Consider the following 26,128-nt stretch of genomic DNA (forward strand, 5'->3'; position numbering starts at 1 on the left):
CATTCCTTTCGGCAAAGGCGACGAAGGGTGTTGAAAATGGCGTGGGAGCAGATTATGGTTAGAAATACCCATGAGCGGGGTGAATCTTTAACCAACGTCCAGGCGCTCGTCATAACTTACTGATTTTCTAAAAACATAACGGTTACCTAAATACCCTTTTTGGTATCAATAGTAACCAAAAAACAAATTAACATCATGAAAACAAAAATTTTTACTGCCCTTGCGGCGGGGTTCTTGCTGCTGGGCGCCTGTAAGGGTTCTGGCGGAAGTTACGACAACGAAAAAAGTACTAATAGCGCAGATACGGCCAGTGTATCGCCTGCTGCAGTTACGGCCAAAACCGACAAACTTGACGATGCTAAGCTGGTTAAAACGGCCGATATGCGTATTAAAGTAAAAGATGTTGGCAAAGCCACAGAAACGGTTACCGCCTTAACTGCAAAATATGGAGGCATGGTAATTCATCACCAAATGCAAACCACAAACGAAGGCAGCCAGGACCTAAGCGTCGGTAATGATTCTGTGATGCACATATCTTCGTTTAGCAGCGTTGCCGATATGACAGTCAACGTTCCTCCAAATCACCTGGAAGATTTCATGAACCAGGTTGCCCAGATAGGACTATATGTCGAGAACAGGAAAATGAACATCGAAGATAAATCTCTTGATTATTTATCTTCAAAGCTCAAGCGCGAAAACAGGGAAAATGCTGTAAAACAGGAGGCGAACACCGGTGAAAAGACCGACCCGGAAAAACAACTCACGGCTAAAGATGACATTGTCGACAGAAAAATTGCTAACCTTAAAACAGACCAGGATGTAAAGTTTAGTACTGTAATATTAAGTTTTTACCAAAGCAGAACGGTATTAAAAGAGGTACTGCCAAGTAATGATGCATCAGCATATCAGTTGCCTGCTTCTAAACGTTTGGTTAGCGCATTAATTTATGGATGGTCGCTTTTTATCAATCTGGCCGTTGGTTTCGCCAATATCTGGGTATTCGTTTTAGCTGCCATCTGTTTATGGCTATTGTTCAGGTATTATAGGCGAAAACACCCGGCATTTTTCGGCACTATAAAATCATAAAAATTTAGTAGCATTTTCGGTAAACATTTCTATTTTTGCGGTACAAAAAATATCGGTATCATGGAGTCAATGGAAAACGCTAACGCAGAGAAACATTACAAACTATTAGTTGTCGCAATCATCATAGGCATTTTTGGTGTATTTATCCGTTTTGCAGGTGATGAAAACTCAGCTTATTTCTCATGGATAGCCAACGCAGCATTGTTAATTGGTACCCTGATAGCTTTAAAAGCTGTTTTCGCAATTATGAAGTAAAGCCCCCCTGCCCCCTGAAAGGGGGAGTTTGGGAAAATACATATTATAAAGAAGCCCCGTTCATTTTTTGGATGGGGCTTTTTTGGTTTCTGTGCATTTTTAAAAAGTGGTCATATTCAGTTATAAAATTGTCAAAATACCAAAGCGGAAATGACATTCAAAAATAAAAAACTGTCATGCTAAGGGACCCTTTACGGACAAATGCCTCTCCGCGCGAGTCTTCGACAGGCTCAGGATAACAGGCCTTCGCTTGATGCTATTAAACTTTCTTTAACAGTAAATCAAAAACTCCCCTTTCAGGGGGCCGAGGGTCCTAATTCGGCATGTACTTTGATTCGCTCAATATCTTTGAGCATCTTTATAGGCCACCAGGTAGCTTTGTAATTACCAATAACCCCCATCTAATACGGGCGAATTAATCCGATAAGTTTAACCCCACACATCGCCAGGGTTAAAAAAATTAACTACGAGTGGTGTACCACCCCGTACCAGGGTGTTTCACCCTGTACCGGTACACACAGTTTGCGGTTAATTTTATCAGTTTTGAACGCTACTTGCAAATTTTTTTGCCAACACTTTGATTGATTTGTCCCTGTAGGTGCCCGGAAGATTGTTACCGCTGCATTTCTTAACACCATTGCCTTCAGGTTCCGGCTGGCTTCGCTTTACTTTGGCCGGTACTTCGATTCATTCAATATTTTCTGCGCATCCTTATTGGCCATTAACTGTTGCAGGGTAACTTCGGGATGTTTATCCATATAAGCGCGTACAATTTGCCAGCCCGTCCATACGGCCAGTTTTGGGGCCGATTCATTGCGTTCGCCAAGGCCGGGCGTAAAGGGTGCTTCGGTAAGGTATTTTTGAATTTTGGGATAGTCGGTTTCGTACAGCAGGTTTTCTTCTAAAAAGTAAGCCCATATCTTAGGCTCAAAATCGGTGCACCATTTTAGCTGGTCGCGGGTGTAGCTTATTTTCAGGGTATCGCCGGCATCGGGCAAAATTTTGTCCATAAAATACATGATCTTACCATTGTAAATCATTTTTGTCAACAACGATTTATCATCGTCACTTTCGGGGAACATATCTTCGCGGGCAATGCCTTCAACCACCCGCGGCGTAATGTTTTCGGGCGTAAAATGCCTTGATAAATAATGCGGGAACGCGCTGGTGATGGAAGGGTAAAACCGCGAATTGGCACCCAAAAACAAATCTAGCCCGATAGCAAAATACCCATCGCCTATGGATGTTTGCGCCTGGAAGCCCGAAAAATAACTGTAAACCTTAGGAATCCTTTTTTGGGGGTAATAATATTTAATATGCTTAAAGGCATCGGTAAGTTCGGCTTCCTGCTTATCCAGCTTGGGGTAAGTAGCCTCCACATCGTGCCTTAGGTCGTTATATGCTTTGTTGGCAAAAACATTGCGCAGCGTTTTAAAATAAGCGGTATCCCTGATGCTGCCTACCGGTAAAATACGTTCAATAAAATCCTGGTAAAACACCTTGTACTTATTATGCAGGTGAATAGCCTGCTGTGCCATAGGGTGGGTGCGCATGGCGTCGAAATCCTGGTCGAAGCGTTCAATCTTCACCTCAAGGTCAATATTACTTACATCAACCTTTTTGTTGCCGCGGCAGGCCGACAATATCATACCGATAAAAAAAATTAAGTAAATTTGTTTTGCTTTATACCGGGTAGTTATCATATTTATCCTTTGAGCAAAAATAATTTTTATTTGCATTAATACGTTACTATACCATCCATGAAAATTGCATTAGCCCAGCTTAACTATCATATAGGTAACTTCGAATCAAACACAGCCAAAATAATTGACCATATATTAAAAGCCAAACAAAACGGTGCCGACCTGGTGGTTTTTGCCGAGCTATGCGTGTGCGGCTACCCAGCCCGTGATTTCCTGGAATTTGACGAGTTTATTGGCCTGTGCGAAGAATCGGCAAAAAAAATAGCCGAAGTGTGTATTGATATCGCCTGTATTATCGGCCTGCCTACAGTTAACAATAAAACCGAAGGCAAGGACTTAAATAATTCGGCCTATTTTATTGAGGATGGTAAAGTAAAAGCGATTGTAAACAAAGCGCTGCTACCCAACTATGATGTATTTGACGAATACCGCTATTTTGAACCATCAACGGATTTTAACTGTATTGAATTTAAAGGCAAAAAAATAGCGCTTACCATTTGCGAAGACTTGTGGAACACGATTGAAAACCCTTTATACATCACCCGACCTATGGATATCCTGATCCATCAGCGGCCCGATGTAATGATTAATATCGCAGCTTCGCCATTTGCTTATAACCATGATGAAACGCGGATTGCTATTTTAAGCGATAATGCCAGCCGTTACAAGCTGCCTCTTTTATATATCAATAATATAGGCGCACAAACCGAACTGATTTTTGACGGCGGATCGCTGGTGTTTGATAATAAAGGGACACTGATAGATGAAATGCCCTATTTTGAAGAAAGTACGGCTTACTATACCCTCAATGAGGATAACAGTATCAGCTTTGAGCATCCGTCAACCATGAAAACAGACCGTCCCGGCGATATTGAGCAAATTCACCAGGGCATCATATTAGGCATCCGCGATTACTTTTATAAATCGGGCTTTAAGCAGGCAATTTTAGGTCTGTCCGGCGGTATCGATTCCGCCGTAGTTTGCGCATTGGCTGCCGAGGCTTTAGGGGCTCAAAATGTAATGGCAGTATTATTGCCGTCCCGTTTTTCAACCGATCATTCGCTGAAAGACGCCGAAGACCTGGTGGCTAATTTGGGTTGCAAGAGCGAGACCATCGCCATAAAAGATATAACCCAGGCTATAGAAACATCGCTGCATCCCCAATTTAAAAACCTTCCGTTTAACATTGCCGAAGAAAATATCCAATCGCGTACCAGGGCGGTATTGTTAATGGCCATGTGTAACAAGTTTGGCTATATATTGCTTAATACCAGTAATAAAAGTGAAGCCGCCGTTGGCTATGGAACTTTATACGGCGATATGTGCGGCGGCATTTCTGTTATAGGCGATGTATACAAAACCCAGGTATTTGCCCTGGCCCGCCATATTAATAAAGACAAAGAGATCATCCCGATAAACTCCATTGTAAAACCGCCATCGGCCGAGTTAAGACCTGATCAAAAGGATACCGACTCGTTGCCCGAATACGATATACTGGATAAGATATTGGAAGAATATATTGAATACCGCCGCTCATCTGCCGAGATCATTAAAATGGGTTACGATGAAGCAACAGTTCGCAGGGTGATCAAACTCACCAACTCCGCCGAACATAAACGTTACCAAACCCCGCCAATATTACGGGTATCTCCCAAAGCATTTGGCATGGGCCGCAGGATGCCAATAGTAGGGAAATATTTGTCGTAAAAAAGTATCAAGTAGTTAGTATCAAGTATCAAGACAGTTGCGGGTTAGTCTAAAAAACCTTTGTTCGAAAGTCAAAAATCTTGATACTTGATACTAACTACTTCATACTAAAAATACCTATATTTCAAGCCTATGAATAAGCGATACGCCGCGGTATGTACTTCTTTTTTTTTGCTGTGTATTGCAGTTCAAACATTTGCTCAGCAACCGCTGGTTAGCGATGCAAAAAAAGCCGAATTAAGCAGTTTTTCTTCGCAATTGAGGAGTACTTTCAATGTAAATAAGCAACAGGCCCTTTCATTGGCGGCGCAAAAAGGCTGGCCGGTTACACGCCGGTCGCGCAACGGTAACCACGTGTTTTTACAGGGCGTAAACAGCCTTGGCTTTCCTATATATCTTACTACGCACAATAATACAACGGCCGCGGCTACAACTGGAACCAACGCCGTACAGCCAGGCGGCTCATTAGGTTTAAATCTTTCAGGATCTGGCAGCAACCTGGTTGGTAAGCTGGCCATTTGGGATGGCGGTTCGGTATATGCCGCGCACCAGGAATTTGCCGGTAAAACCATTACGATAAAAGATGGCGCTTCGGTGCTTGACCATACCACTCATGTGGCCGGCACCATGATTGCCAAAGGCATTTACGCTCCGGCAAAAGGTATGGCTTTTAATGCCGGCAGCCTGTTGTCATGGGATTTTGATAACGACGTATCTGAAATGAGCGGCGCGGCAGCGGGACTGTTGCTATCAAACCATTCTTATGGCGATGTTGCCGGCTGGGATTATAACAGCGATGCCAGCCGCTGGGAGTGGTATGGCCTGCCGGGTGATACTGTTGATTACACTTTTGGATTTTACGATACCCGCGCCCAGTCATGGGATAAAATAGCCTATACGGCCCCCTATTACCTTATTGTGGAATCGGCAGGGAACAGCAGGGCCAGCAACGGGCCGGCCATAGGTGCAACTTACTACGGCTACCGCAGCCGCACCGATCAAACTATGGTAAATAAAGGCGCCCGCCCCTCAACAATAAGCGACAATAGCGGCTATGATATCATCAGCACCACAGGTAACGCCAAAAACACGCTGACGGTTGGCGCAGTAAACCCCTTGCCATCAGGCCCTACCAACAGGAACGATGTGAGCGTTGCCTATTTCAGCGCCTGGGGCCCTACAGACGACGGTCGCGTAAAACCAGACATTATGGGGGATGGGGTAAATGTAACTTCGGTAGGGATAGCTAACAGTTCATCGTACCTTACGCTATCGGGCACATCGATGGCCGCGCCCAATATCACCGGTTCGTTGTATTTATTGCAGGAATACTATGCTCAAAAAAACAGTGGAAATTTCATGAAATCGGCCACACTGAAAGGCCTGGTTTGCCATACCGCCTTTGATGCCGGCAACGTTGGCCCAGATTATATTTATGGCTGGGGATTGCTTGATATGCCCAAGGCGGCACAGGCCATTACCGATAATGGCGTTAAAAGCATGGTAAAGGAAAACTCACTTGCCCAGGGCCAAACGCAAACCTTTAACGTACTGGCATCGGGCGCCAGCGCCTTGATTGCCACCATTGCCTGGACAGACCCCCAGGGAACAGTTTCGCCCGATGGCACTATCAACAGCCGCACACCAAAACTAATTAACGACCTTGATATTAAAGTAAGTGATGGCACCACAACTTACAACGCCTGGGTTTTAGATCCCGATCATCCATCGGCAGCCGCTACAACCGGCAACAACATCAGGGATAATGTGGAGCAGGTATATATTGCCAATACAGTACCGGGTAAAGCTTACACCGTAACTGTATCGCATAAAGGCAATTTAACATCCGGCCCGCAGGCTTACTCGCTTATAGTTACCGGGATAGGCGGCACTGCCTATTGCACGTCTGCCCCTCTAAGCGATGCCGATTCGCGCATTAACAATGTCAAGCTGGCCAATATCGATAACAGCCCGGCAGCAGGCTGCAAAAGCTATTCTGACTACACCAATTTAACCATTCAGCTCGAGCAGGATAAATCATACCCGCTTAGCCTTACACTGGGCACCTGCGCCGCCAACTTCAATAAAGCCGCCAAAGTTTTTATTGACTATAACGAGAACGGCATTTTTGAAGATACGGAACTGGTAGCAACCACCGGCATTATAAATGGCACAGGCACCTATACTACAAACATCAAAATACCGGCAACCGTTGTAGCCGGAACTTATAGCCTGATGCGGGTAGTACTCAGCGAAACCAACAGCGCGGCCAGCATTACAGCCTGCGGCAGCTATGCCAAAGGCGAAACGCAGGACTATCGGGTACAGTTTTTACAAACCAGTATTGATGCCGGCGTGCTATCTATAGTTAATCCGGGTTCAAGCGGGGCATGTTCGGCAAGTACGCCGGTTACTATAGCGGTTAAAAACTTTGGCAGTGCGGCTATCACCAACGTGCCATTAACCGTAAAAATAACCGCCGCCGATAATACGGTAACTACATTTAACGGTACTTACACAGGTACCCTTGCCCCCGGCGATCAGGATAACTTTACCTTCGCCCAAAACTTTAATGCCCTGGCCGGCGCCACTTATACCATAACGGCCATCAGCAATTTAACCGGCGATCCGGTAAAAAATAACGATACGATTACCACAACCATTGTCATCAACAGCCCATCGGCAATAGGCGATTTAAGTGCCTATTATTGTACCGATACCAAACAATACCAACTATTGGGGCAGGGCGATGGCACCATGCTCTGGTATCAAAATGCGAATGATGCTGTGCCAATTGCGGCAGGCAGCCCTGCAAATACTACGGCAACACCCGTTAATAATACTTTTTACGCGGGTGTAAATGATTTTAAGGGAACTGTTGGCCCGGCAACAAAAAATATTTTTACCGGCGGGGGGTATAACCAGTTCACCCCATCGGTAATTGTGAACACCAAAGTCCCGGTGGTTATTCAAAGCGCGCGTTTATATATTGGCAATTCGGGCAAAATAACATTTAACGTAAGCAACAGCAGCGGGCAAATAGTTGCCACTACCACCATTAATGCCCAGGCCACACGTACCACCCCATTACCCGGCGCTCAGGCTGATGACCCTGCCGACCAGGGCAAAGTGTACGACCTTAACCTGGAATTACCTGCAGCCGGCAATTACCTGATATCCATCGCCTATGACAACACAGCCACCATATATCGTAATAATGCAGGCGTAACAAGTTACCCGTTTAGCATCGGCAAAATCTTCAGCATAGTGGGCAATGATGCCACGGGTGATAATGCTGCCGATACTACTTACTACAAAGGCTTTTACTATTACTTTTATGACATGAAGGTACAAAGCCTGGGTTGTGCTTCGGCAGCGCGTAAGGCGGTTACCTTAACTAAACCAGTTATTACACAAAGTAACAATACCTTAAACTCCAGCTTTACAACAGGCAACCAGTGGCTGTTAAACGGCAAATCCATACAGGGTGCAACAGGCGCTACGTTTGACCCTTTGCAAAGCGGAAATTACCAGGTTGTTGATACTCTGGCCAGCGGTTGTGCGGTAATATCGGATGTTTTTGCCTATGCCCGTACAGCAACCAACGTTGATAAATCTACCGATATTGGTTTAACCGTTTTCCCCGTACCGGCAAGTACAAACCTGTATGTGGTTTTTAAAGCAAATGCTGCTGCTGATCTTGACCTATCGCTGGTAAACTCCGTGGGGCAAACTATAGTTTCCGAAAAGCAAAGCATCCCGCAGGGCAATTTCAGCACGGTAATAAATGTAACAGGAGTACAGCCCGGCGTGTATATATTAAGGGCGATGCTGGGGAGTAAAGCTTATGCTAAGAAGGTGATTGTGGTGCATTAGAAGGAAGCCCCACCCAAACCCTCCCCGGAAGGGAGGGCTTAAAAAACAAAAGTCTCCCCTACCGGGGGAGATTTAGAGAGGGCAGGGTGAGGCTCTTTACTGAAAAGTGTACTTCACGCCAACACCCGGCGCAATATCAAAAAACGGGCCGGTAGCTATTTCAAGGCGTGGGTTCAAATCAAGGCTTACAGCTATGGGGCTGTTGGGTATTACCCACTCCAGGCCTGCTACACCATCGGCGCCAAATAAAAGATGCCTGTCTTTATAATATTGGTCATCGCTGCCAAAACGTTTGTAATAGCCGCTGCCTATCGAGCCTAAGTGACCGCCAAAGCCATAAAAAAAGTTCAGTTTATCAACGTTAAAAGCTCGGGTATGAATTTCGTACAAACCGGTAATTACAATGCCATGATCGCGTATGCCCAGGATACCTTCAATAGCAGTTGTTTGGTTTAAAAAGTATTTTCCTGATGGGCCTATCTCATAAGCGCCAAACTTTAAACCGGCCGCAGCTTTGTAATCCTGCGCCTGCGAACGCTGGTTTATCAATAAAAACGAAACCGATAATGACAGGATGTAGATGATTTTTTTCATGTAGTAGTTTTAGTAAATGAATTAAACAGGTAATACAATGACATTTGAATTTAACATAGGCTTAACCAATTTTCGTCCCAAATGTTCAGGTAGATAAACGCTCAAATATGCTTTTTATGCTATTTTAGGTCAAAATCACGCCTGGATTGTGCTCATTCAACTGATTTTCAATCCAAAAATTTGAGCTTTCAATGCGTTTATGCCTTCAAATAAGTTATTTTAGTGAAAATAAATTTTGGTTATAATGATATTACATTGCTTTAAAATAAAAAACAACAAACACTTAACTCTTTTTTTGACGGCACTTTTTTTTATACCTGCCGGATACGCACAGGAACAACCGCGTGCAAACAACAATGGTCAATACAGCAATGGAATGGTGGTTTGCGCCTATCCGGATGCTTCGCAGGTGGGGGTTGATATTTTAAAGAAAGGCGGCAATGCTGTTGATGCTGCCGTAGCGGTACAATTCGCGTTGACCGTAACGCATCCGCAGGCCGGTAATATTGGTGGCGGCGGCTTTATGGTTTTCCGGTCGGGCAAAGGCAAAACCAAAACGCTTGATTTCAGGGAAAAGGGCCCTGGTGCCGCCAGTGCAAATATGTATCTCGATTCAGCGGGGAATGTAATTCCGGATATGAGCCTCTATACCCACCAGGCCTCCGGAGTTCCCGGATCGGTAGATGGGATGGTAACCGCCCACAAAAAATACGGCAAGCTTAAATGGGCCGACCTGGTACAACCATCCATTGATCTGGCCCGCAACGGTTTTAAAATAACCAAACACCTGGCCAGCGACCTGAACCACACCCAGGCGCAATTTATAAAACTGAACCCCGGTAAAAACTATCTTTTAAAACAAGGAGGTTGGAATGAAGGCGATGTGCTGGTACAGGAAGACCTGGCCAAAACATTCGAGTTTATCCGCGATAAAGGCCGCAAAGGTTTTTACGATGGCATAGTAGCCGACCAGATTGTTGCCGAAATGAAAAACGGCAGCGGGCTGATGACCAAAAAAGACCTTAAACGTTATCATTCGGTTTGGCGCAAAGCCATAACTGGCAATTACAAAGGCTATAAAATTATTACCATGCCGCCGCCATCAAGCGGGGGGATTGCTTTATTGCAACTACTTCAATCTGTAGAAAAATATCCCTTAAAACGATGGGGCTATAACCAGGACTCGACCATCAGGTTAATTGTTGAGGCCGAACGCCGTGTGTATGCCGACCGCTCCAAGTATCTCGGCGACCCTGATTTTTATAAAGTCCCTGTTGATAGCCTGCTTAAGCCGGCCTATATTGCATCGCGCATGAGCACATTTAGCTGGGATGCAGCAACACCGAGCACCAGCATACAACCCGGCACTTTTGTTGGGTACGAGAGCGACCAAACCACCCATTACTCGATAGTAGATAAGGACGGCAATGCCGTATCCATCACCACTACACTAAATGATAGTTTTGGGTCTAAGATTTTTGTAAATGGCGCCGGCTTTTTATTAAATAATGAGATGGACGATTTTAGCTCGAAACCCGGCGTGCCCAACATGTATGGCTTGGTTGGCGGTAAAGCCAACAGCATTCAGCCCGGCAAACGCATGCTATCTTCAATGACGCCAACCATCATCGAAAAAGAAGGCAAGCTGTTTATGGTAGTGGGCACCCCAGGCGGATCTACCATTATAACTTCTGTTTTTCAAACGATATTGAATGTGATAGAATTTGACCAGACCATGCAGCAGGCGGTAAGTTCTAAACGCTTCCACTCGCAATGGCTGCCAGACGAGGTTACTATTGAAAAGAATGGGGTTGATGGCGCCACAATTTTAAAACTGCAAGGTAAAGGCTACAAAATAACCAACCGAGGGGCAATCGGCCGGGTAGATGCCATCCTGAAAACCCAATCGGGCTACTACGAAGGCGGCGCTGATCCAAGGGGAGATGATACGACGGTAGGGTATTAGGTTGTACGTGATACGTTTTAAGTTGTACGTTTTATATTCGATAATTTTTTGAGGGTAGAAACTTATAAACCAGCAGGGTAAAAAACATGTAACTTAAAACGTATCACGTAAAACTTACAACGTCCCGCGTCAGCTAAGGTTGAAGAAAATAAAATGTACCTTCGTACCATCGTTTACATCTGCAGCCTATATTTGTTGGGCAAAAACTTATAAACCAGCAGCGTGAAAAAACGTATCACTTAAAACGTATCACTTAAAACGTATCACGTACAACTTATAAAAATGCATAAAAGCGTAAAACACCAGGAAACCATCGATTATTTTTTGAAGATTGTGTGGCAAACTGTGGCTAACAGGTATAACCAGTTGGTTACCGAGTTTGGCATTACGCAATCAATTGGTTACCTGCTGATCAATATTGACGAAAAAGAGGGCACCACCGTATCGCAGGCGGCAGCTTTGTTGGGCCTTAAGTCAACCAGTTTATCGAGGATGCTCAGCCAACTGGAAAAAACAGGGCTTATTTACCGGGAATCAAACCAGGGCGATAAACGCTCGGTAAAAATTTATCTGACCGAACTCGGCAAAGAAAAACGCCACCAGGCCCGCGCCGTAGTAAAACAGTTTAACAACTACCTCAACGAGCACATTAGCGAAGCTGATAAAGAGTACTTAACCGAAATGCTCAAAAAGATCAACAAACTCACCCTTAACTATAAACCTTAATTGGTTCATTGGTTCATTGGAACGCGGGCATGGCGGGCAAGTGGCTTTTTGGCTGAATGCCTCCTATTTGACAATCCCACCAGAAAAGACCAATGAACTAATGAACAAGTGAACCAATGAACTAAAAAAAGCACAGATAATTTTTTTGATTGAAATACGTTTTTTGCTGATACAGATGTTTTTGTATACCGGCTTGGTGCTTTTTTTTATTGATTGTGTTAAAAAATGTTAAGCTGCCGTTTTTCTATTATAAAAGAATAAATTTGCCTTTTGAAAAAATGAACAGGTTACTGGTTTTGTTATTGGTTTTGATGGCTGGCTTGGGCGCATGTAAAAAATCTGTCGACCCGATGGTGCAGTATAATATTCAAAAGGGTATCGACGATAAGATCATAAGCGATTACATAGCAGCACACCCCGGGGACAGTGCCAAACGAATTGATACTACGGGGGTATATTATATCATTAAAACAGGTGAGCAGGGGTCAGGGAACGATTTGTTTACCAGTTCCACAACCATAACTGTAGGATTTACGGGACAGATATTGACTACGGGTTATACATTTGCGCAAACCAATAATTTTCACCCTTCGTACACATTAGGGAGTGTGATAAAGGGATGGCAGTTAGGCGTTCCGCAGATAAAAAAAGGGGGCAAAGTGCGTTTATTGATACCATCGCGCTATGCTTACGGGCCATATGCACAGGATTCGATACATTTGCCGGCAAATTCGGTGCTTGATTTTAATATACAGCTTTTTAACATAACAAACTAAAAGACAATAATGAAGGTAAAGGTTGATAATTACGCGCCGTTTACCGGTAACAAATAATATAAATGAGAAAAATTACTTTTACGCTTTTATTCCTTCTTTCTGTAGGGTTATTATCTTGCCGCAAAACCAGCGACGATCCGAATATCACGCAATACGACGCCACCAATATCCAAAACTACATTAAAGCCAATGGCCTTACCGGAATGGTTCGAGATACGTCAAATGGCGACACCAGCGGCATCTACTACCAGATCTTATCGCAGGGCGCAACTACCACGCCCATTGCCTACTCCGATACCGTAAAGTTTGTATTTACCTTAAAATCGTTTGACGGCAAGTACAACTCACTCGATTCGCTTACCAATAACCACTTTGATGGCTTTGCAGGACACATCAGCCAAAGCGGCTATCCTAAGGGGTTGCAATTGGCTATACATAATATTATCAAATATAAAGGTACAAGGGCACGCATATTGATTCCATCGCGCCTGGCTTATGGTGTAAATGGTTACGGATCGGGCAGCTCAAGCAATGTAAACACCCGTATTGCAGGCAATCAATGCCTTGATTACTATGTAAATGTAGTATCCGATCAAAATCTATATGACGATCAGATCATCAAAAACTATATTGCCACCAATAGTTTAACTGGTTTTGCCAAATCTGCTGGCGGTTATTATTACAAAGTAACTATACCGGGCACAGGCACAGATCCTATTGATCAATACTCTACTTTTACAGCAACGTATAGTGGTAAATTTTTAACGGGCACTGAATTTGATGCCAATACTACCGGAGCGTCTCTTTCCATTGATAGTGTAGTGCCAGGTGTAGCACAAGGCCTGCAAGGACTTACAACTGGTGCAGCAGTTACATTACTGTTGCCTTCAAGGTACGGTTACGGCAGGGCTGGTACCACAGGTATTGCAGGGAACACCAGCCTGCGGTTTGATTTTACAATAGTTACTATTACAAATTAAATTACTTAGCCAAGGCGGCTTTAAATACTTTTAAACAGCGATCACGCGCAAATGTGTGATCGATAATGGGTTTAGGATACTTGCTGAAATCGGCATATTCCGGAACCCATTTTTTTATGTACTTCAGTTCAGGGTCAAACTTTTTGGTTTGCGATTCGGGATTAAAAATTCTGAAGTAAGGCGCAGCATCCGTGCCCGATCCTGCAGCCCATTGCCAGCCGCCAACGTTGCTGGCCATTTCATAATCTAACAGCTTACGGGCAAAGTAATGTTCGCCCCAGCGCCAGTCAATCAACAGGTCTTTAGTTAAAAAGCTGGCTGCTATCATGCGTACCCGGTTGTGCATAAAGCCGGTTGCATTTAACTCCCGCATGCCTGCGTCAATAATCGGGTAGCCGGTTTGCCCCTCGCACCAGGCTTTAAACTGGCCTTCATCATTTACCCATTTTATCCGGTCATATTCGGATCTGAAAGCATGATCCATCGTATGCGGAAAATGGTGCAGTATCATCATATAAAATTCCCGCCATATCAATTCATTCAGCCACGTTTTATTTTGATAGCCATGCGCTGTTTTAGCCAGCTCGCGGATACTTGCTGTGCCAAAACGGAGGTGTAAGCCAATATGCGAGGTACCTTTGATGGCAGGAAAATCCCGCCTTTCTGCATAGTCGCCAATTACCTCTTTATATTCCTGATCGGGAAAGTGGGCTTCACTTTGCACAAAACCCATTTCATTTAATGACGGCAGCGGCAGGTGATGAATTTCCACCAGGTTGCCGAGGTATTTTTCGGTAGGGTAGCTTTTTAAATAAAATGGCTTAAGTGTTGCGTACCATTTGCGCTGATAAGGCGTGTAAACGGTGTAAGGCTTACCGTCATCCTTGATAACCTCGTCCTTTTCGAAAATTACCTGGTCTTTAAAAGTATGGAAGGCGATTCCGTGCTGTTTTAGTTTTTCCCTTACAGCGTCATCGCGTTTCGTCGCGTAGGGTTCATAATCATGGTTGGTATATACTGCGGCAACGGGGTATTCTTTGATGATCTTGTCCCAGGCATTTGTTGCTTTATCATACACCACCAGCAAACTGCTGCCGTGTTTGTGCAATTGGCTGCGTAGGTTTTCGATGGTATTGTAAATGAAAGTTACCCTTGCATCGTTCTTATCTTCCAGGTTGTCCAGTATCTCCTGATCAAAAATAAATACGGGCAAAACCGGGTTGTCACTTTTTAGCGCCCGGTACAAACCGGCATTATCATTTAAACGCAAATCGCGCCGAAACCAGAATATGGTAACGGGTGTATTATTATCCATAAATCTCCTTTAACGCATCGGCTACTTCGGGGTATTTAAAACTAAAGCCCGCATCCGTAATTTTTCGTGCCGATACTTTAGTACTTCCCAAAACCAGCGAACTCATTTCGCCCAACAATAATTTCAATAAAAAAGCCGGAACCCTGGGAGCCCACAGTGGCTTACGCAACTGGCGGGCCACGGCTTGTACCATTTGCGCATTGGTAATCGGGTTTGGCGCCACCATATTGTACACGCCTTTCAGTCCCTTATTTTCGATGCCGAAAAGGTACATATCAATTACATCCTGCCAATGAATCCAGGGGACCCATTGCTTACCACTGCCTATGGGCGAGCCAACGTATAATTTAACTGGTAGGGCCAACATTGGTAATGCCCCTGCATCTTTATCCAAAACCACACCGGTACGGAATTTCAGTATCCGCAGCCCCAGCTTTTCGCCTTCATCAACAGCGGCTTCCCATTCAACACAACATTGGGATATAAAGTCACGGGTAGCTGCGCTGGATTCTGTCAGCAGTTCATCGCCCCTATCGCTATAATAGCCAATACCCGATGCGGATATTATCGTTGTAACCTTATTGGCCCGATTTTTCATCAGGTTATAAATAAGCGCTATTGATTTGGTACGGCTTTCAACTATCTCTTTTTTACGTTCATCCGTCCAGCGTTTATCGGCAATACCGGCACCTGCCAGGTGAATAATAGTATCTACTCCATCAATGCAATGTTCATCAAGGGTACCTTTATTTACATCCCACAAAAAGGTTTTAATAGTGTTGTCGCCACCCGGTGTCCGGCTCAACACGCTTACATGGTAGCCTTTGCCCAGCAAATGCTTACTTAACCGTTTACCTAAGCCTCCCGATCCGCCTGTTATTAATATGTTAGTCATTAGTCATTAGTCATTAGTCATTAGTCATTAGTCATTAGTCATTAGTCATTAGTCATTAGTCATTAGTCATTAGTCATTAGTCATTAGTCATTAGTCATTAGTCATTAGTGGGAATTGGCCGGGGCTTTTATTGTTTTGATTATCTAAAGTATTTTTGCAAACCATCAATGACCAATGACAGCGAAGCGAAATGACCAATGACAAGCGCAGCGACAATGACTAATCAACCTCCCCATAGTGTACAATCTCTTTGGCCATGCCGTTGAAAATAAACAGGTGGAATGGCCACATGGCATACCAGTATAACCTGCCCCAAAGGCCGCTGGGTCTAAAGGTAGCTACCTGGCTCAAATTTTTAGAGCCATTACGTTCTATTATTTTAAATTCAAGCCATGCCTCGCCCGGCAGCTTCATTTCGGCATATAGTAAAAGGCGTTTATTTTCTTTATCGGCTAATAATACTCTCCAAAAATCTATCACATCGCCCGGCGCTATGTTAATGCTGCTGGTACGGCCCCGGCGCGAGCCTACCCCGCCGAATAATTTATCAAGAAAACCGCGCAGGTTCCAAATCCAGTCCCAATAATACCAGCCCCGGTTGCCCCCTACCGACATAAAATTAACAAACACGTCCTGGCTATCACGCTCAAAGGGCACTTTTACTTTATATTCAAGCGTGCCGTTTTGGGGCACCTTTATCTGGTCCATGAAGCTGTTGTTAAGGTAGCCCATATTCAGGGCATCCTTCCAGCTGGATACTATCGAGTTTTGTTCTATTTTAACAAAGGCCAGGTTTAACGCTTCTTCATACGTAAGGCATTTGCGTGGTACAACATCGTCAATGGCATGGTCCTTCATGATGGTTTCGTTCTTCATACTATTTACCAGGCTTTGGGCAAGGGTATAGCTGGTAGAGGTTACAAAGTAAAGCCAGTATGACGATATTTTTGGCGACAGGAACGGCACAATAAATATGTGCCGTTTAAGCTTACGCACCTTGGCATACACCAGCATCATATCTTTAAAAGATAAAATATCCGGGCCGCCAATATCAAATGTTTTGTTAAATGTTTTGGGGTTAAGCATTACGGCTTCCAGGTAGCCTAACACATCGCGAATAGCAATGGGTTGGCAACGGGTATTTACCCAGCGCGGAACAGTCATGACAGGCAGCTTCTCGGTAAGGTCACGGATGATCTCGAACGACGCACTGCCCGAGCCGATGATGATAGCGGCCCTTAATACCGTAAGCGCAGCCTTGCCCTCATTCAATACATCCTCTACATGTCTGCGCGATTCAAGATGCCTACTCAGGTTTTCATCGTTGGTAATACCACTTAAAAATATGGTTTGCCTGCAATTGGTTTTATCAAGGGCCTTTATAAAATTATATGCCGATAGCACTTCCAGGGCAGCAAAATCCTGCGCCTGGGCCATGGAATGAACCAGGTAATAAGCGGCATCAATATCTTCCGGAAAAGCTTCAATATCCGCCTCCTTAAGCAAATCGCCATTAATCAGGGTAACCCTTTTACTGAAATCACTATGTTCATGAAAGCGGCGCTTATCGCGCACCAGGCAAATTACATCGTGACCTTTCTCCAGCAAAACCGGGATAAGCCTTGTTCCTATGTAACCATTGGCACCAGCAAGTAAAACTTTCATATGCTTTTAAACAATAGAAAAGGCAAGGTGTTTTCCAAAGCCTATTTAAAACCAAGCTAGTAATTATTACAGCAAAATCAACGTTAATAAAACCTTTGCTTTATACGCCCGGCATATGTGGTTTAAAACTAACATAAGTTAAAAGATGTTAAAAGCGCGCGCGACGTATAAAAGGAGCACCAAACACGTTATATATTAGCACCTAAATAAATAATTGACTGATTTACATTAATCACCTATCTTTGCAAAATGTTTAAAAAACAACTAACGTTATTCGCCTGTGTTTTAGCCCTGTTGATTATTACATTGGGAAGTTGTAAAAGCAAATACGAAAAGTTAAAAGCAAGTAACGATTACGCCAAAAAATACCAGGAGGCTATTAAATACTATAATAAACAGGAGTACGAAAAAGCGCTTGGTTTATTTGATGTGCTGGTTGAACGCTATCGTGGCCGCAGCGCTGCCGAAGACCTGTTTTATTACTATGCCTTCACCAACTATAAGCTAAAGGATTATACATCTGCAAGGTTTCATTTTAAAACATTTGCTGACACTTATCCATCGAGCCCAAGGGCCGAGGAATGCCGTTTCTTTTCGGCTTATTGCTACTACCTCGATTCGCCTACTTACTCACTTGACCAGGAAAACACGTTAAAGGCTATTGAAACGTTACAATTGTTTATTAACCTTTACCCTAAAAGCGACCGTGTAACAGAGGCCAGCAAGCTGATACAAAACCTGCGCGATAAGCTGGAGCAAAAGGCTTATGAAAACGCCAAATTATATTTAACCATCAGCGATTATCAATCGGCGGTTATTGCCTTTAATAATGTGCTGCGCGATTACCCGGATACCAAATATGGTGAAGAGATTGAGTTCCTGATCATAAAGGCACAATATCAATACGCCAGCCATAGTTTTGAAGCCAGGCAGGAAGAACGTTTTGAACAGGCTGTAACTTATGCCGATCAGTTTACCGACAAGTTTCCTAAAAGTAAATATAACCACGAAGTTGCCGGGCTAAAAAAAGATAGCCAAATAGGTATAGTGGATGCCAAACGCGTAATGGCCGAAGCATTGGCAGATGATAAACTGGCAAAAAAGCTGGCAAAAAAAGATACCATCAAAACGCAGCCACCATCAGAAAAGAATCAGAACCAGAGGATACCATAATTAAAAAAATTAAGATATGACAGCTAACAACACCAACAAACCAGCAGTAGCAAGCAGCACTGTAACCCGCGATTTACGCGAGCTGGACGTTAAAACGGATAATATATATGAGTCGCTTGTGATCATGTCTAAAAGGGCGAACCAGATATCAAATAATATTAAAGAAGAGTTACACCAAAAACTTTCTGAGTTTGCATCATCGAACGATAACCTGGAAGAAGTTTTTGAAAACCGCGAACAAATCGAAATCTCTAAATACTATGAAAAACTGCCAAAACCATCATTGGTTGCCGTTCAGGAGTTTTTAGACGATAAGATTTACTACCGTAACCCGGCTAAAGAAGCGTAAGCTTCGTTAAGTCAAAAGTCAAAAGTCAAAATTCAAAAGTGATCTGTATGGTTACTTTGGGTTTTGGCTTTTGTTTTTTTAGCTATATTCACATGGTTATTTAAATTATCTTTTTTGAATTAGCCATATCGATGTCGTTGACTAAGTCATATTTTTTGACTTTTGAATTTTGAATTTTGAATTTAAAAAGTAAAAACATTATCCTGGGAGTTTGCGGCAGTATAGCTGCATATAAATCGGCATTGCTGGTTAGGCTATTGGTTAAGGCCGGGGCAAGCGTGCAGGTGGTGATGACACCAGATGCTGTTAATTTTATAACACCGCTTACCCTTTCTACCCTATCTAAAAAGCCCGTACTGGTTGATTACTACAAAACCGAAACCGGCGAATGGAATAACCATGTGGAGCTTGGCCTATGGGCCGATATGGTCATTATAGCCCCTGCTACCGCAAATACCCTGGCAAAAATGGCCAACGGGTTTTGCGATAACTTGCTTACAGCCGTTTACCTATCTGCCAAATGCCCGGTGTACTTTGCCCCCGCTATGGACCTGGATATGTGGCTGCACCCGGCAACCCGCCAAAATGTTACCAGGCTGCAATCATTTGGCAACATCATGATAGCCCCCGGCAGCGGCGAGCTGGCCAGCGGACTGTACGGCGAAGGGCGATTAGCCGAACCCGAAGAAATTGTGGATTTTTTGTCGTCGGCAATTAAAAAAAAACTCCTTTTAGCGGGGCATAAAATCATGGTGACCGCCGGTCCAACCTATGAAGCTATTGATCCGGTACGTTTTATAGGCAATCATTCATCTGGCAAAATGGGTTTCGCTATTGCCGATGAGCTGGCTGTAATGGGGGCCGATGTTACTTTAATAAGCGGCCCAACAGCGCAGGTTAGCAAACAAAAATCTGTTAAACGAATAAACGTTACATCGGCAGCCGAAATGCTGGATGCCTGTTTAACCAACTATAAAGATGCAAAAGCCTGCATCATGAGCGCAGCCGTTGCTGATTATACTCCAACCGAGGTAGCATCGCAAAAAATCAAAAAAAAGGATGCCACGCTTAATATCAGCCTGAAAACCACCACAGATATTTTAAAAACACTGGGCGGCCAAAAAGCTCCCGGTCAGGTCCTGGTTGGTTTTGCGCTGGAAACTAACGACGAGGAAACAAATGCAATAACCAAACTGCAAAAGAAGAATTTAGATTTTATTGTATTAAATTCGTTGAATGATGCCGGCGCCGGTTTTAAACAGGATACCAATAAAATTACCATTATTGACCGCAACCTGCAAAAAACAACCTTCGCACTAAAAAGCAAGGAGGCAGTGGCACATGATATTTGCCTTAAACTTGCACAACTTATAACCGGATGAAACAACTGGCCATTTACGCTATCCTGATTTTTTGGGGTTTCAGGTGCACCGCACAGGACCTGAATGCACGTGTATCGGTAGTTTCGCCAAAAATACAGGTGAGCAATAAGCGGGTTTTCCAAACACTGGAAACGGCCATGAAAGATTTTTTAAATGGCCGTAAGTGGAGTGCCGACCCTATTTTGCCACAGGAGCGTATTGATTGTAATTTTGTATTGAACATTACAAACTGGGATGGCGGCAGCAACTTTAGCGGCGAATTGCAGGTACAATCATCAAGGCCTGTTTTCGGGTCGTCATACAGCACAACCCTGATTAATATTAACGACCGCGACGTTGATTTTACCTACAACGAAGGCCAGACAGTTGATTACAGCGATCAGAATTTTCAAAGCAACCTAAGTTCGGTAATGGCATTTTACGCCTACATTATTGTAGGGATGGATTATGATACCTTTTCGCGCTTTGGGGGCAGCCCCTATTTTGCTGCAGCGCAAACAGTGGTAAACAACGCCCAAACCGGATCATACAAAGGCTGGAAAGCGTTTGACGGCAACACCAACCGTTATTGGTTATCCGAAAATTTAAACAACAAACTTTACGCCCAGCTACGCGGTTTTATGTACGATTACCACCGCAACGGCCTCGATTTAATGGCCGACAATGTGAATAAAGGGCGTAAAGCTATCTCTTCCTTTTTACCCACCCTGCAGCAGGTTGACAGGCAGCGCGTGGGCTCTATGTTCCCACTCATATTTTATACCGCCAAAAGCGATGAGCTGGTATCCCTATACAGCAAGGCTGATCCGCAGGAGCGCGTACAGGCCATGAACTTATTTTTACAAGCCGATCCGGCTAATGGGAATAAGTACCAGGCGCTGAAGTAGGAAAAAGAGTCAAAATCTAAGAATCAAGAGTTAAGACAAAAAGTTTTATGACCAATTATTCTTGCGACTCTGTTTTTTTTTGTCTCAAATCTCACATCTAAATAATGGTGTTGCCTGCGGCCGGGCTTTACGCTTATACTGCACGGGCTTTAGCCGCATGGCCGGTATTCGCTGCAATCGCTAACACATTTGCCTGAACCTGAATTTACAGAAATAAAGAATGAACAGAATTTAAAAAGCTAATTCGGGAAATTCTAGTTCAGACATTCACTTAATCCAACCCAATCAACCCAATCCAACTTAATCCAACTCAATCAACCCAATCAACCACTCACCAAAAAAATTTCACAAATCTCTTGCATATACGAAATCTATCGTAGATATTTGTACGAAGAAATTCGTATTAAAATAAAATGGATATAAAAGCAACAGAAAGCGAGCTGGAAATTTTACAGGTGATCTGGAGAATGGGACAATGTACCGTACGCGATGTACACGAAGAATTGGCCAAAACTAAAGATGCAGGCTATACTACTACCCTTAAACTAATGCAGATTATGCATGATAAAGGTATGGTTGAGCGTGATACTACCTCTAAAACACATTTATACAAAGCTTTATTCACACAAGAGCAGGCGCAAAGCAACGCTTTAGATAAAATATTGTCTACTGTGTTTAAAGGCTCCACATCCGATCTGGTGATACAGGCACTTGGCCAGCACCGGGCTTCAAAGGATGAGATAGATGCCATTAAAAACTTTTTAAATCAGTTTGATCAGGACAAAAAATAAAACGTTATGGAAAGTGTGTTCTATAATATAAGCCAGGTTTTGGGTATCACTATTATCCACTCATTATGGCAGGGGTTATTGGTTTGGTTTGCTTTGCGCCTGTTATTAACGTGCGCGCCATCGTTATCAACCATAAAAAAGCACAACACCGCTATGGTTGCCATGTTGGCTATAAGCGTGTGGTTTGTTTATACCTTTGTAAACCAGCTACAGGCGCATGCGTGGGTAAATTTGGCTGCAACAAATGCCCCTGCCCTGTTACCTGCACTTAACCTGCCCTTGGTTAACATCCATTATACAGCACAACATAATTATTACTATTACGCTATTGAGGGTTATTTGCCCTACATATCGGCCATCTACTTTATCGGGCTCACTTTTAATATTTTAAAAATGGGGCTCAACTGGCAAAAAATCAATCACATAAAGCACACCATGATGCCATCTGATGCCGTACAGGTTTACGTGGATACGCTTTGCCGGCAAATGAACATTAAAAAGTATGTGAGCGTAAACATCAGTCGTTTTGTGGATGTGCCCTGCATGATTGGCTTTTTTAGCCCGATAATATTGCTGCCTATTTCGCTCACTACTTACTTATCTGCCGACGAGATAAAATCTATTTTATTACATGAGCTATCGCACATCAAACGTAACGATTACCTGCTCAACCTGTTGCAGCAGTTTATGAGCATATTGCTTTTCTTTAACCCCTTTGCCCAATTAATTAATAGGATAATAAACCAGGAACGCGAAAACCGGTGCGATGACCTGGTAGTACAAACCACTGCCCAGCCCTTAGTGTATGCGCATGCACTATTAAAACTGGAGCAAAAAAGGCAGGTAAACCTGCAAATGGCCCTTGCCGCCACCGGGAAAAAATATCATTTATTAAACAGAATTGAACGGATCATGAAAACCCAAAAACCAATAGGCAACATACGCCACCTTTTAGTGGCTGTTGCAATACTTACAGCAGGCATCAGCAGTATTGCCTGGCTTAACCCAACCATAGCCGATGGTAAAATAGCTATCAAAAAAGTAAAAATTACCTACCCAGCCGCATTAAAAGAACTACTAACCGATACTACCCGAAAAAAGGTTGTTAAAGCAAAAAAGGTTGTTGCCAATAAAACCGCCATCAGGAACAAAAGGCTTGCCGAAGAGCGTTACAATAACTTTGATGACAAAGAGTTGAACAGGCTAACTGCCGAAGTTGATAAGTACGCAAAACAGATTGATAAGTACTACAACAGCGCCGATTTTCAAAAGCTGCAAAAGCTGATGGAAGAGAAAGGCGAAGCTATGGAGAAGTTTTACAACAACCCGGAGTTAAAGAAGATACAGGAAGAACAGGAAAAAATGGCCGAAGATTTTCAGAAAAACTGGGCCGAAACCGGTGAAACCACCAAGATGAGCGAGCAGATGGGCAAGCTGGGCGAAAAGGTTGGCGCCTACTACAACAGCGCCGAGTTTAAACGGATGAATGCCGAGCTCAGGAAAAAGTACGGCATAAAAGGCGAGTACCATGACGACCGGAAAGATGAGAACTACCGCAAATACCAGGATGAACTGCAAAGCAAAATATCGCCCGAGGTAAAAGAGCAAACCGAACAACTGAAAAAAATGGGCGAGGAAATGCGCGGTCATTATGACTCACCAGAATTTCGCAAAAAAAGCGAGGAGCTTAGGGTAATGAGCGATAGTTTGAGAAAAGCCTTCCGCAACCCGCAAATGGAAGAGCAAAAGCAGGAGATGAGAAAACTTGGCGAACAAATGCGTGGCTACCAGGATAATGCCGAAATGAAACAGGCAAAAGCACAATTACGTGAAGCCAGCAAAAAACTGCGCGAATATACCAACAGCCCCGAATTTAAAAAGCGCATAGCCGAAGCCAAAAAAGAGGCTTACCTGATGGACAGCGACAAAGAATAATTGAAGTCGGAAAGTCCGAAAGTCGGGAAGTCGGAAAGACCTAAGTCTGGATTGCATTTTCTGACTTTCCGACTTCCGGACTTCCGACCAAAGACCAACACTAAATTATTTAGCAATAATTTATTAAATTTTATTTTAAAGAAGCTTAATGCTTAATTTAGTATCCTTAATAAAATAAGGATACTTTTTTTATGCTTCAAAAGCTAACCATCAATAATTACGCGCTGATTGATAACCTGGAGATAAGTTTTGGCGAAGGTTTAAATATACTCACCGGCGAAACCGGCGCAGGTAAATCGATCATTTTGGGTGCACTGTCGCTTATTTTGGGGCAGCGTGCCGAAAGCCGTTACTTTTTTAACCAGCAAAAAAAGTGCGTTATCGAAGGTTCGTTTAAAATCAGCGGCTTTCATTTAAGCTCTTTTTTTGAAGAGAACGACCTGGATTATGAAGCAGAAACCGTTTTACGCCGCGAGATATCTTCCGATGGTAAATCGCGTGCTTTTGTAAATGATACACCGGTGAATCTTACATCGCTTAAACAATTAGGCGAAAAGCTGATTGATATCCATTCGCAACATGCCACATTAGAGATTAATGACCCGGAGTTTCAGCTATTGGTGGTTGATTCGGTAGCCAAACATGACGATTTACTGAACGACTATCGCACTAAATACCGCGCATTTAAAAAAGACACCGGCAAGCTTACCCAATTGATTGCCGAAAGTGATAAGGCCAAAGCCGACCTTGATTATTACCAGTTTCAGTTTGATGAACTTGAAAAAGTTAGCCTGGCTGCCGACGAGCAGGAGCCGCTTGAAAAAGAACTGTACGCCTTAAACAATGCCGAAGAAATAAAACGTAACCTGTACGGAGCCTATTACCTGGTACAGGAAAGCGAAACCGCCGCCCTGGCGCAACTGCGCGAGGCCGGACAGCAATTAGGCGCAATAGAAAAATTTGATGCACAGATTGAGGAATTGCACCAGCGATTGAACAGCACGATTATCGAACTGAAAGACATTGCCGCCGAAGTAGAAGGCATCGAACAAAAAACACATACCAACGATGCCAGGGTTGATGAAATCAATACCCGCTTAAGCCTCATTTACAACCTGCAAAAAAAACACCGGGTAAATAGTAATGCTGAACTGCTACAGATCCAGGATGATCTGTCAGAGAAAATACAACAGGCTTTGTTTGGCGATGAAACCATCGAAAAATTGCAAAAACAACTTGCTGCCGATAAAGCTGAGCTTGAAAAACTGGCAGGCAAATTAACTGCAAACCGCCTGAAAGCCATCCCTGCCATCGAAAAACAGGTAATTGATACCCTTACCGAAATGGGGATGGGAAGCTCGGCGTTGAAGATTGAAAATATAGTCCGGAAGCCGGAAAGTCCGGAAGTCGAAAAGTCAAACCATCTTCCGGACTTGCGGACTTCCGGACTTGCGGACCATCTCACGAAAAACGGTGTCGACCAGGTACGGTTCCTTTTCTCAGCCAATAAAGGGCATGCTTTGGCCGAAATGAGTAAGGTAGCATCCGGTGGCGAGCTATCCAGGCTGATGCTGAGCATCAAATCTATCATTGCTAAATACACTGCGTTGCCAACCATTATTTTCGATGAGATCGATACCGGGGTGTCGGGCGAAGTAGCCAATAAAGTAGGAACTATTATGGAGCGCCTTGCCGATAATTTACAGGTGATAACCATTACCCACCTGCCGCAAATTGCCAGCAAGGGTAAAAACCATTACTTTGTTTATAAGGACGATAGCGCACAAACTACCTATACCCGCATGAAACAACTGGATGCCCGGGAACGCATATTGGAAATTGCCAAAATGCTGAGCGGTGATAAACCGGGCGAAAGCGCGCTGCAGAATGCCAGGGAACTACTTAGTAGTAATTAGCAAGTATCAGGTAGTAAGACCGGAAGTCTGGAAGCCTTTTAGTCCGACAGTCAAAAATTTTGATACTTACTACTTGAAGAAAAAATCTTGATACTTGATACTAACTACTTGATACTAATATTATAACTTTACGCCCAATTGTAAAAAATCA

20 protein-coding genes are annotated in these 26,128 nt (G+C 43.6%); 15 read left to right on the forward strand and 5 right to left on the reverse strand.

Features of this window, described 5'->3' with window-relative positions; translation table 11 throughout:
- The first annotated feature begins 195 nt into the window (after nucleotides 1-195).
- Together PQ469_RS23840 and PQ469_RS23845 are read left to right on the forward strand one after the other, a co-directional pair.
- The gene (locus tag PQ469_RS23840; RefSeq protein ID WP_274209897.1) at nucleotides 196-1,086 is read left to right on the forward strand and encodes a DUF4349 domain-containing protein; all 891 of its coding nucleotides are present in this window, start codon (nucleotides 196-198) and stop codon (nucleotides 1,084-1,086) included.
- Nucleotides 1,087-1,146: 60 nt separating this feature from the next.
- Nucleotides 1,147-1,341 (forward strand): hypothetical protein, encoded by a 195-nt coding sequence (locus PQ469_RS23845; protein WP_090651678.1) that lies wholly within the window; start codon nucleotides 1,147-1,149, stop codon nucleotides 1,339-1,341.
- 665 nt (nucleotides 1,342-2,006) lie between these two features.
- Here the strand turns inward: PQ469_RS23845 and gldB are convergent.
- Entirely contained in the window at nucleotides 2,007-3,044 is a 1,038-nt protein-coding gene (gldB, locus tag PQ469_RS23850; RefSeq protein ID WP_274209898.1) for a gliding motility lipoprotein GldB, read from the reverse strand.
- Between the two features lie 57 nt (nucleotides 3,045-3,101).
- Here gldB and PQ469_RS23855 point away from each other — a divergent pair, with 57 nt between their 5' ends.
- Together PQ469_RS23855 and PQ469_RS23860 are read left to right on the forward strand one after the other, a co-directional pair.
- Nucleotides 3,102-4,751: an NAD+ synthase gene (locus tag PQ469_RS23855; RefSeq protein WP_274209899.1), complete on the forward strand. Its 1,650-nt coding sequence runs from the start codon at nucleotides 3,102-3,104 to the stop codon at nucleotides 4,749-4,751.
- A gap of 132 nt (nucleotides 4,752-4,883) precedes the next feature.
- Nucleotides 4,884-8,627: a S8 family serine peptidase gene (locus tag PQ469_RS23860; protein ID WP_274209900.1), complete on the forward strand. Its 3,744-nt coding sequence runs from the start codon at nucleotides 4,884-4,886 to the stop codon at nucleotides 8,625-8,627.
- A 96-nt stretch (nucleotides 8,628-8,723) separates the two neighbouring features.
- Here the strand turns inward: PQ469_RS23860 and PQ469_RS23865 are convergent, their stop codons facing one another.
- On the reverse strand, nucleotides 8,724-9,221 hold the full coding sequence (locus PQ469_RS23865) for a hypothetical protein (protein ID WP_090651675.1): 498 nt from the start codon (nucleotides 9,219-9,221) through the stop codon (nucleotides 8,724-8,726).
- Nucleotides 9,222-9,465: 244 nt separating this feature from the next.
- On the opposite strand from PQ469_RS23865, the gene ggt reads away from it, so the two are divergent.
- The 4 genes from ggt to PQ469_RS23885 all read left to right on the forward strand — a co-directional run bounded on the left by ggt (nucleotide 9,466) and on the right by PQ469_RS23885 (nucleotide 13,669).
- The gene (gene ggt, locus PQ469_RS23870; protein WP_274209901.1) at nucleotides 9,466-11,187 is read left to right on the forward strand and encodes a gamma-glutamyltransferase; all 1,722 of its coding nucleotides are present in this window, start codon (nucleotides 9,466-9,468) and stop codon (nucleotides 11,185-11,187) included.
- Between the two features lie 282 nt (nucleotides 11,188-11,469).
- Nucleotides 11,470-11,913, forward strand: a complete 444-nt coding sequence (locus PQ469_RS23875) for a MarR family winged helix-turn-helix transcriptional regulator (protein ID WP_274209902.1) — start codon at nucleotides 11,470-11,472, stop codon at nucleotides 11,911-11,913.
- Between the two features lie 278 nt (nucleotides 11,914-12,191).
- The gene (locus tag PQ469_RS23880) at nucleotides 12,192-12,689 is read left to right on the forward strand and encodes an FKBP-type peptidyl-prolyl cis-trans isomerase (RefSeq protein WP_143065497.1); all 498 of its coding nucleotides are present in this window, start codon (nucleotides 12,192-12,194) and stop codon (nucleotides 12,687-12,689) included.
- Nucleotides 12,690-12,751: 62 nt separating this feature from the next.
- The gene (locus PQ469_RS23885) at nucleotides 12,752-13,669 is read left to right on the forward strand and encodes an FKBP-type peptidyl-prolyl cis-trans isomerase (RefSeq protein WP_090651672.1); all 918 of its coding nucleotides are present in this window, start codon (nucleotides 12,752-12,754) and stop codon (nucleotides 13,667-13,669) included.
- A gap of 1 nt (nucleotide 13,670) precedes the next feature.
- Here the strand turns inward: PQ469_RS23885 and PQ469_RS23890 are convergent, their stop codons facing one another.
- The 3 genes from PQ469_RS23890 to PQ469_RS23900 form a co-directional block, all read right to left on the reverse strand.
- Nucleotides 13,671-14,984, reverse strand: a complete 1,314-nt coding sequence (locus tag PQ469_RS23890; RefSeq protein ID WP_274209903.1) for a cryptochrome/photolyase family protein — start codon at nucleotides 14,982-14,984, stop codon at nucleotides 13,671-13,673.
- Entirely contained in the window at nucleotides 14,977-15,879 is a 903-nt protein-coding gene (locus PQ469_RS23895) for a TIGR01777 family oxidoreductase (protein WP_274209904.1), read from the reverse strand. Before PQ469_RS23895 ends, PQ469_RS23890 begins: the two co-directional genes overlap by 8 nt.
- A gap of 219 nt (nucleotides 15,880-16,098) precedes the next feature.
- Entirely contained in the window at nucleotides 16,099-17,544 is a 1,446-nt protein-coding gene (locus tag PQ469_RS23900) for an SDR family oxidoreductase (protein WP_274209905.1), read from the reverse strand.
- Between the two features lie 249 nt (nucleotides 17,545-17,793).
- On the opposite strand from PQ469_RS23900, the gene PQ469_RS23905 reads away from it, so the two are divergent.
- The 7 genes from PQ469_RS23905 (at nucleotide 17,794) to recN (ending at nucleotide 25,977) form a co-directional block, all read left to right on the forward strand.
- On the forward strand, nucleotides 17,794-18,717 hold the full coding sequence (locus PQ469_RS23905; RefSeq protein ID WP_090651668.1) for an outer membrane protein assembly factor BamD: 924 nt from the start codon (nucleotides 17,794-17,796) through the stop codon (nucleotides 18,715-18,717).
- A gap of 16 nt (nucleotides 18,718-18,733) precedes the next feature.
- The gene (locus PQ469_RS23910) at nucleotides 18,734-19,066 is read left to right on the forward strand and encodes a DNA-directed RNA polymerase subunit omega (protein ID WP_090651667.1); all 333 of its coding nucleotides are present in this window, start codon (nucleotides 18,734-18,736) and stop codon (nucleotides 19,064-19,066) included.
- 176 nt (nucleotides 19,067-19,242) lie between these two features.
- On the forward strand, nucleotides 19,243-20,448 hold the full coding sequence (coaBC, locus tag PQ469_RS23915) for a bifunctional phosphopantothenoylcysteine decarboxylase/phosphopantothenate--cysteine ligase CoaBC (RefSeq protein ID WP_274209906.1): 1,206 nt from the start codon (nucleotides 19,243-19,245) through the stop codon (nucleotides 20,446-20,448).
- Nucleotides 20,445-21,335: a type IX secretion system protein PorD gene (gene porD / locus PQ469_RS23920; RefSeq protein ID WP_090651665.1), complete on the forward strand. Its 891-nt coding sequence runs from the start codon at nucleotides 20,445-20,447 to the stop codon at nucleotides 21,333-21,335. Before coaBC ends, porD begins: the two co-directional genes overlap by 4 nt.
- 413 nt (nucleotides 21,336-21,748) lie before the next feature.
- Nucleotides 21,749-22,126: a BlaI/MecI/CopY family transcriptional regulator gene (locus PQ469_RS23925; RefSeq protein ID WP_090651664.1), complete on the forward strand. Its 378-nt coding sequence runs from the start codon at nucleotides 21,749-21,751 to the stop codon at nucleotides 22,124-22,126.
- 6 nt (nucleotides 22,127-22,132) lie between these two features.
- Nucleotides 22,133-24,061 (forward strand): M56 family metallopeptidase, encoded by a 1,929-nt coding sequence (locus PQ469_RS23930; RefSeq protein WP_274209907.1) that lies wholly within the window; start codon nucleotides 22,133-22,135, stop codon nucleotides 24,059-24,061.
- A 191-nt stretch (nucleotides 24,062-24,252) separates the two neighbouring features.
- Nucleotides 24,253-25,977 carry a DNA repair protein RecN gene (gene recN / locus PQ469_RS23935; RefSeq protein WP_274209908.1) on the forward strand — a complete coding sequence of 575 codons (1,725 nt, stop codon included), beginning with the start codon at nucleotides 24,253-24,255 and terminating at the stop codon, nucleotides 25,975-25,977.
- The last annotated feature ends 151 nt before the right edge of the window (nucleotides 25,978-26,128 follow it).

Origin of the sequence: Mucilaginibacter sp. KACC 22773, from assembly GCF_028736215.1 — a bacterium.
Taxonomy (GTDB): Bacteria; Bacteroidota; Bacteroidia; order Sphingobacteriales; family Sphingobacteriaceae; genus Mucilaginibacter.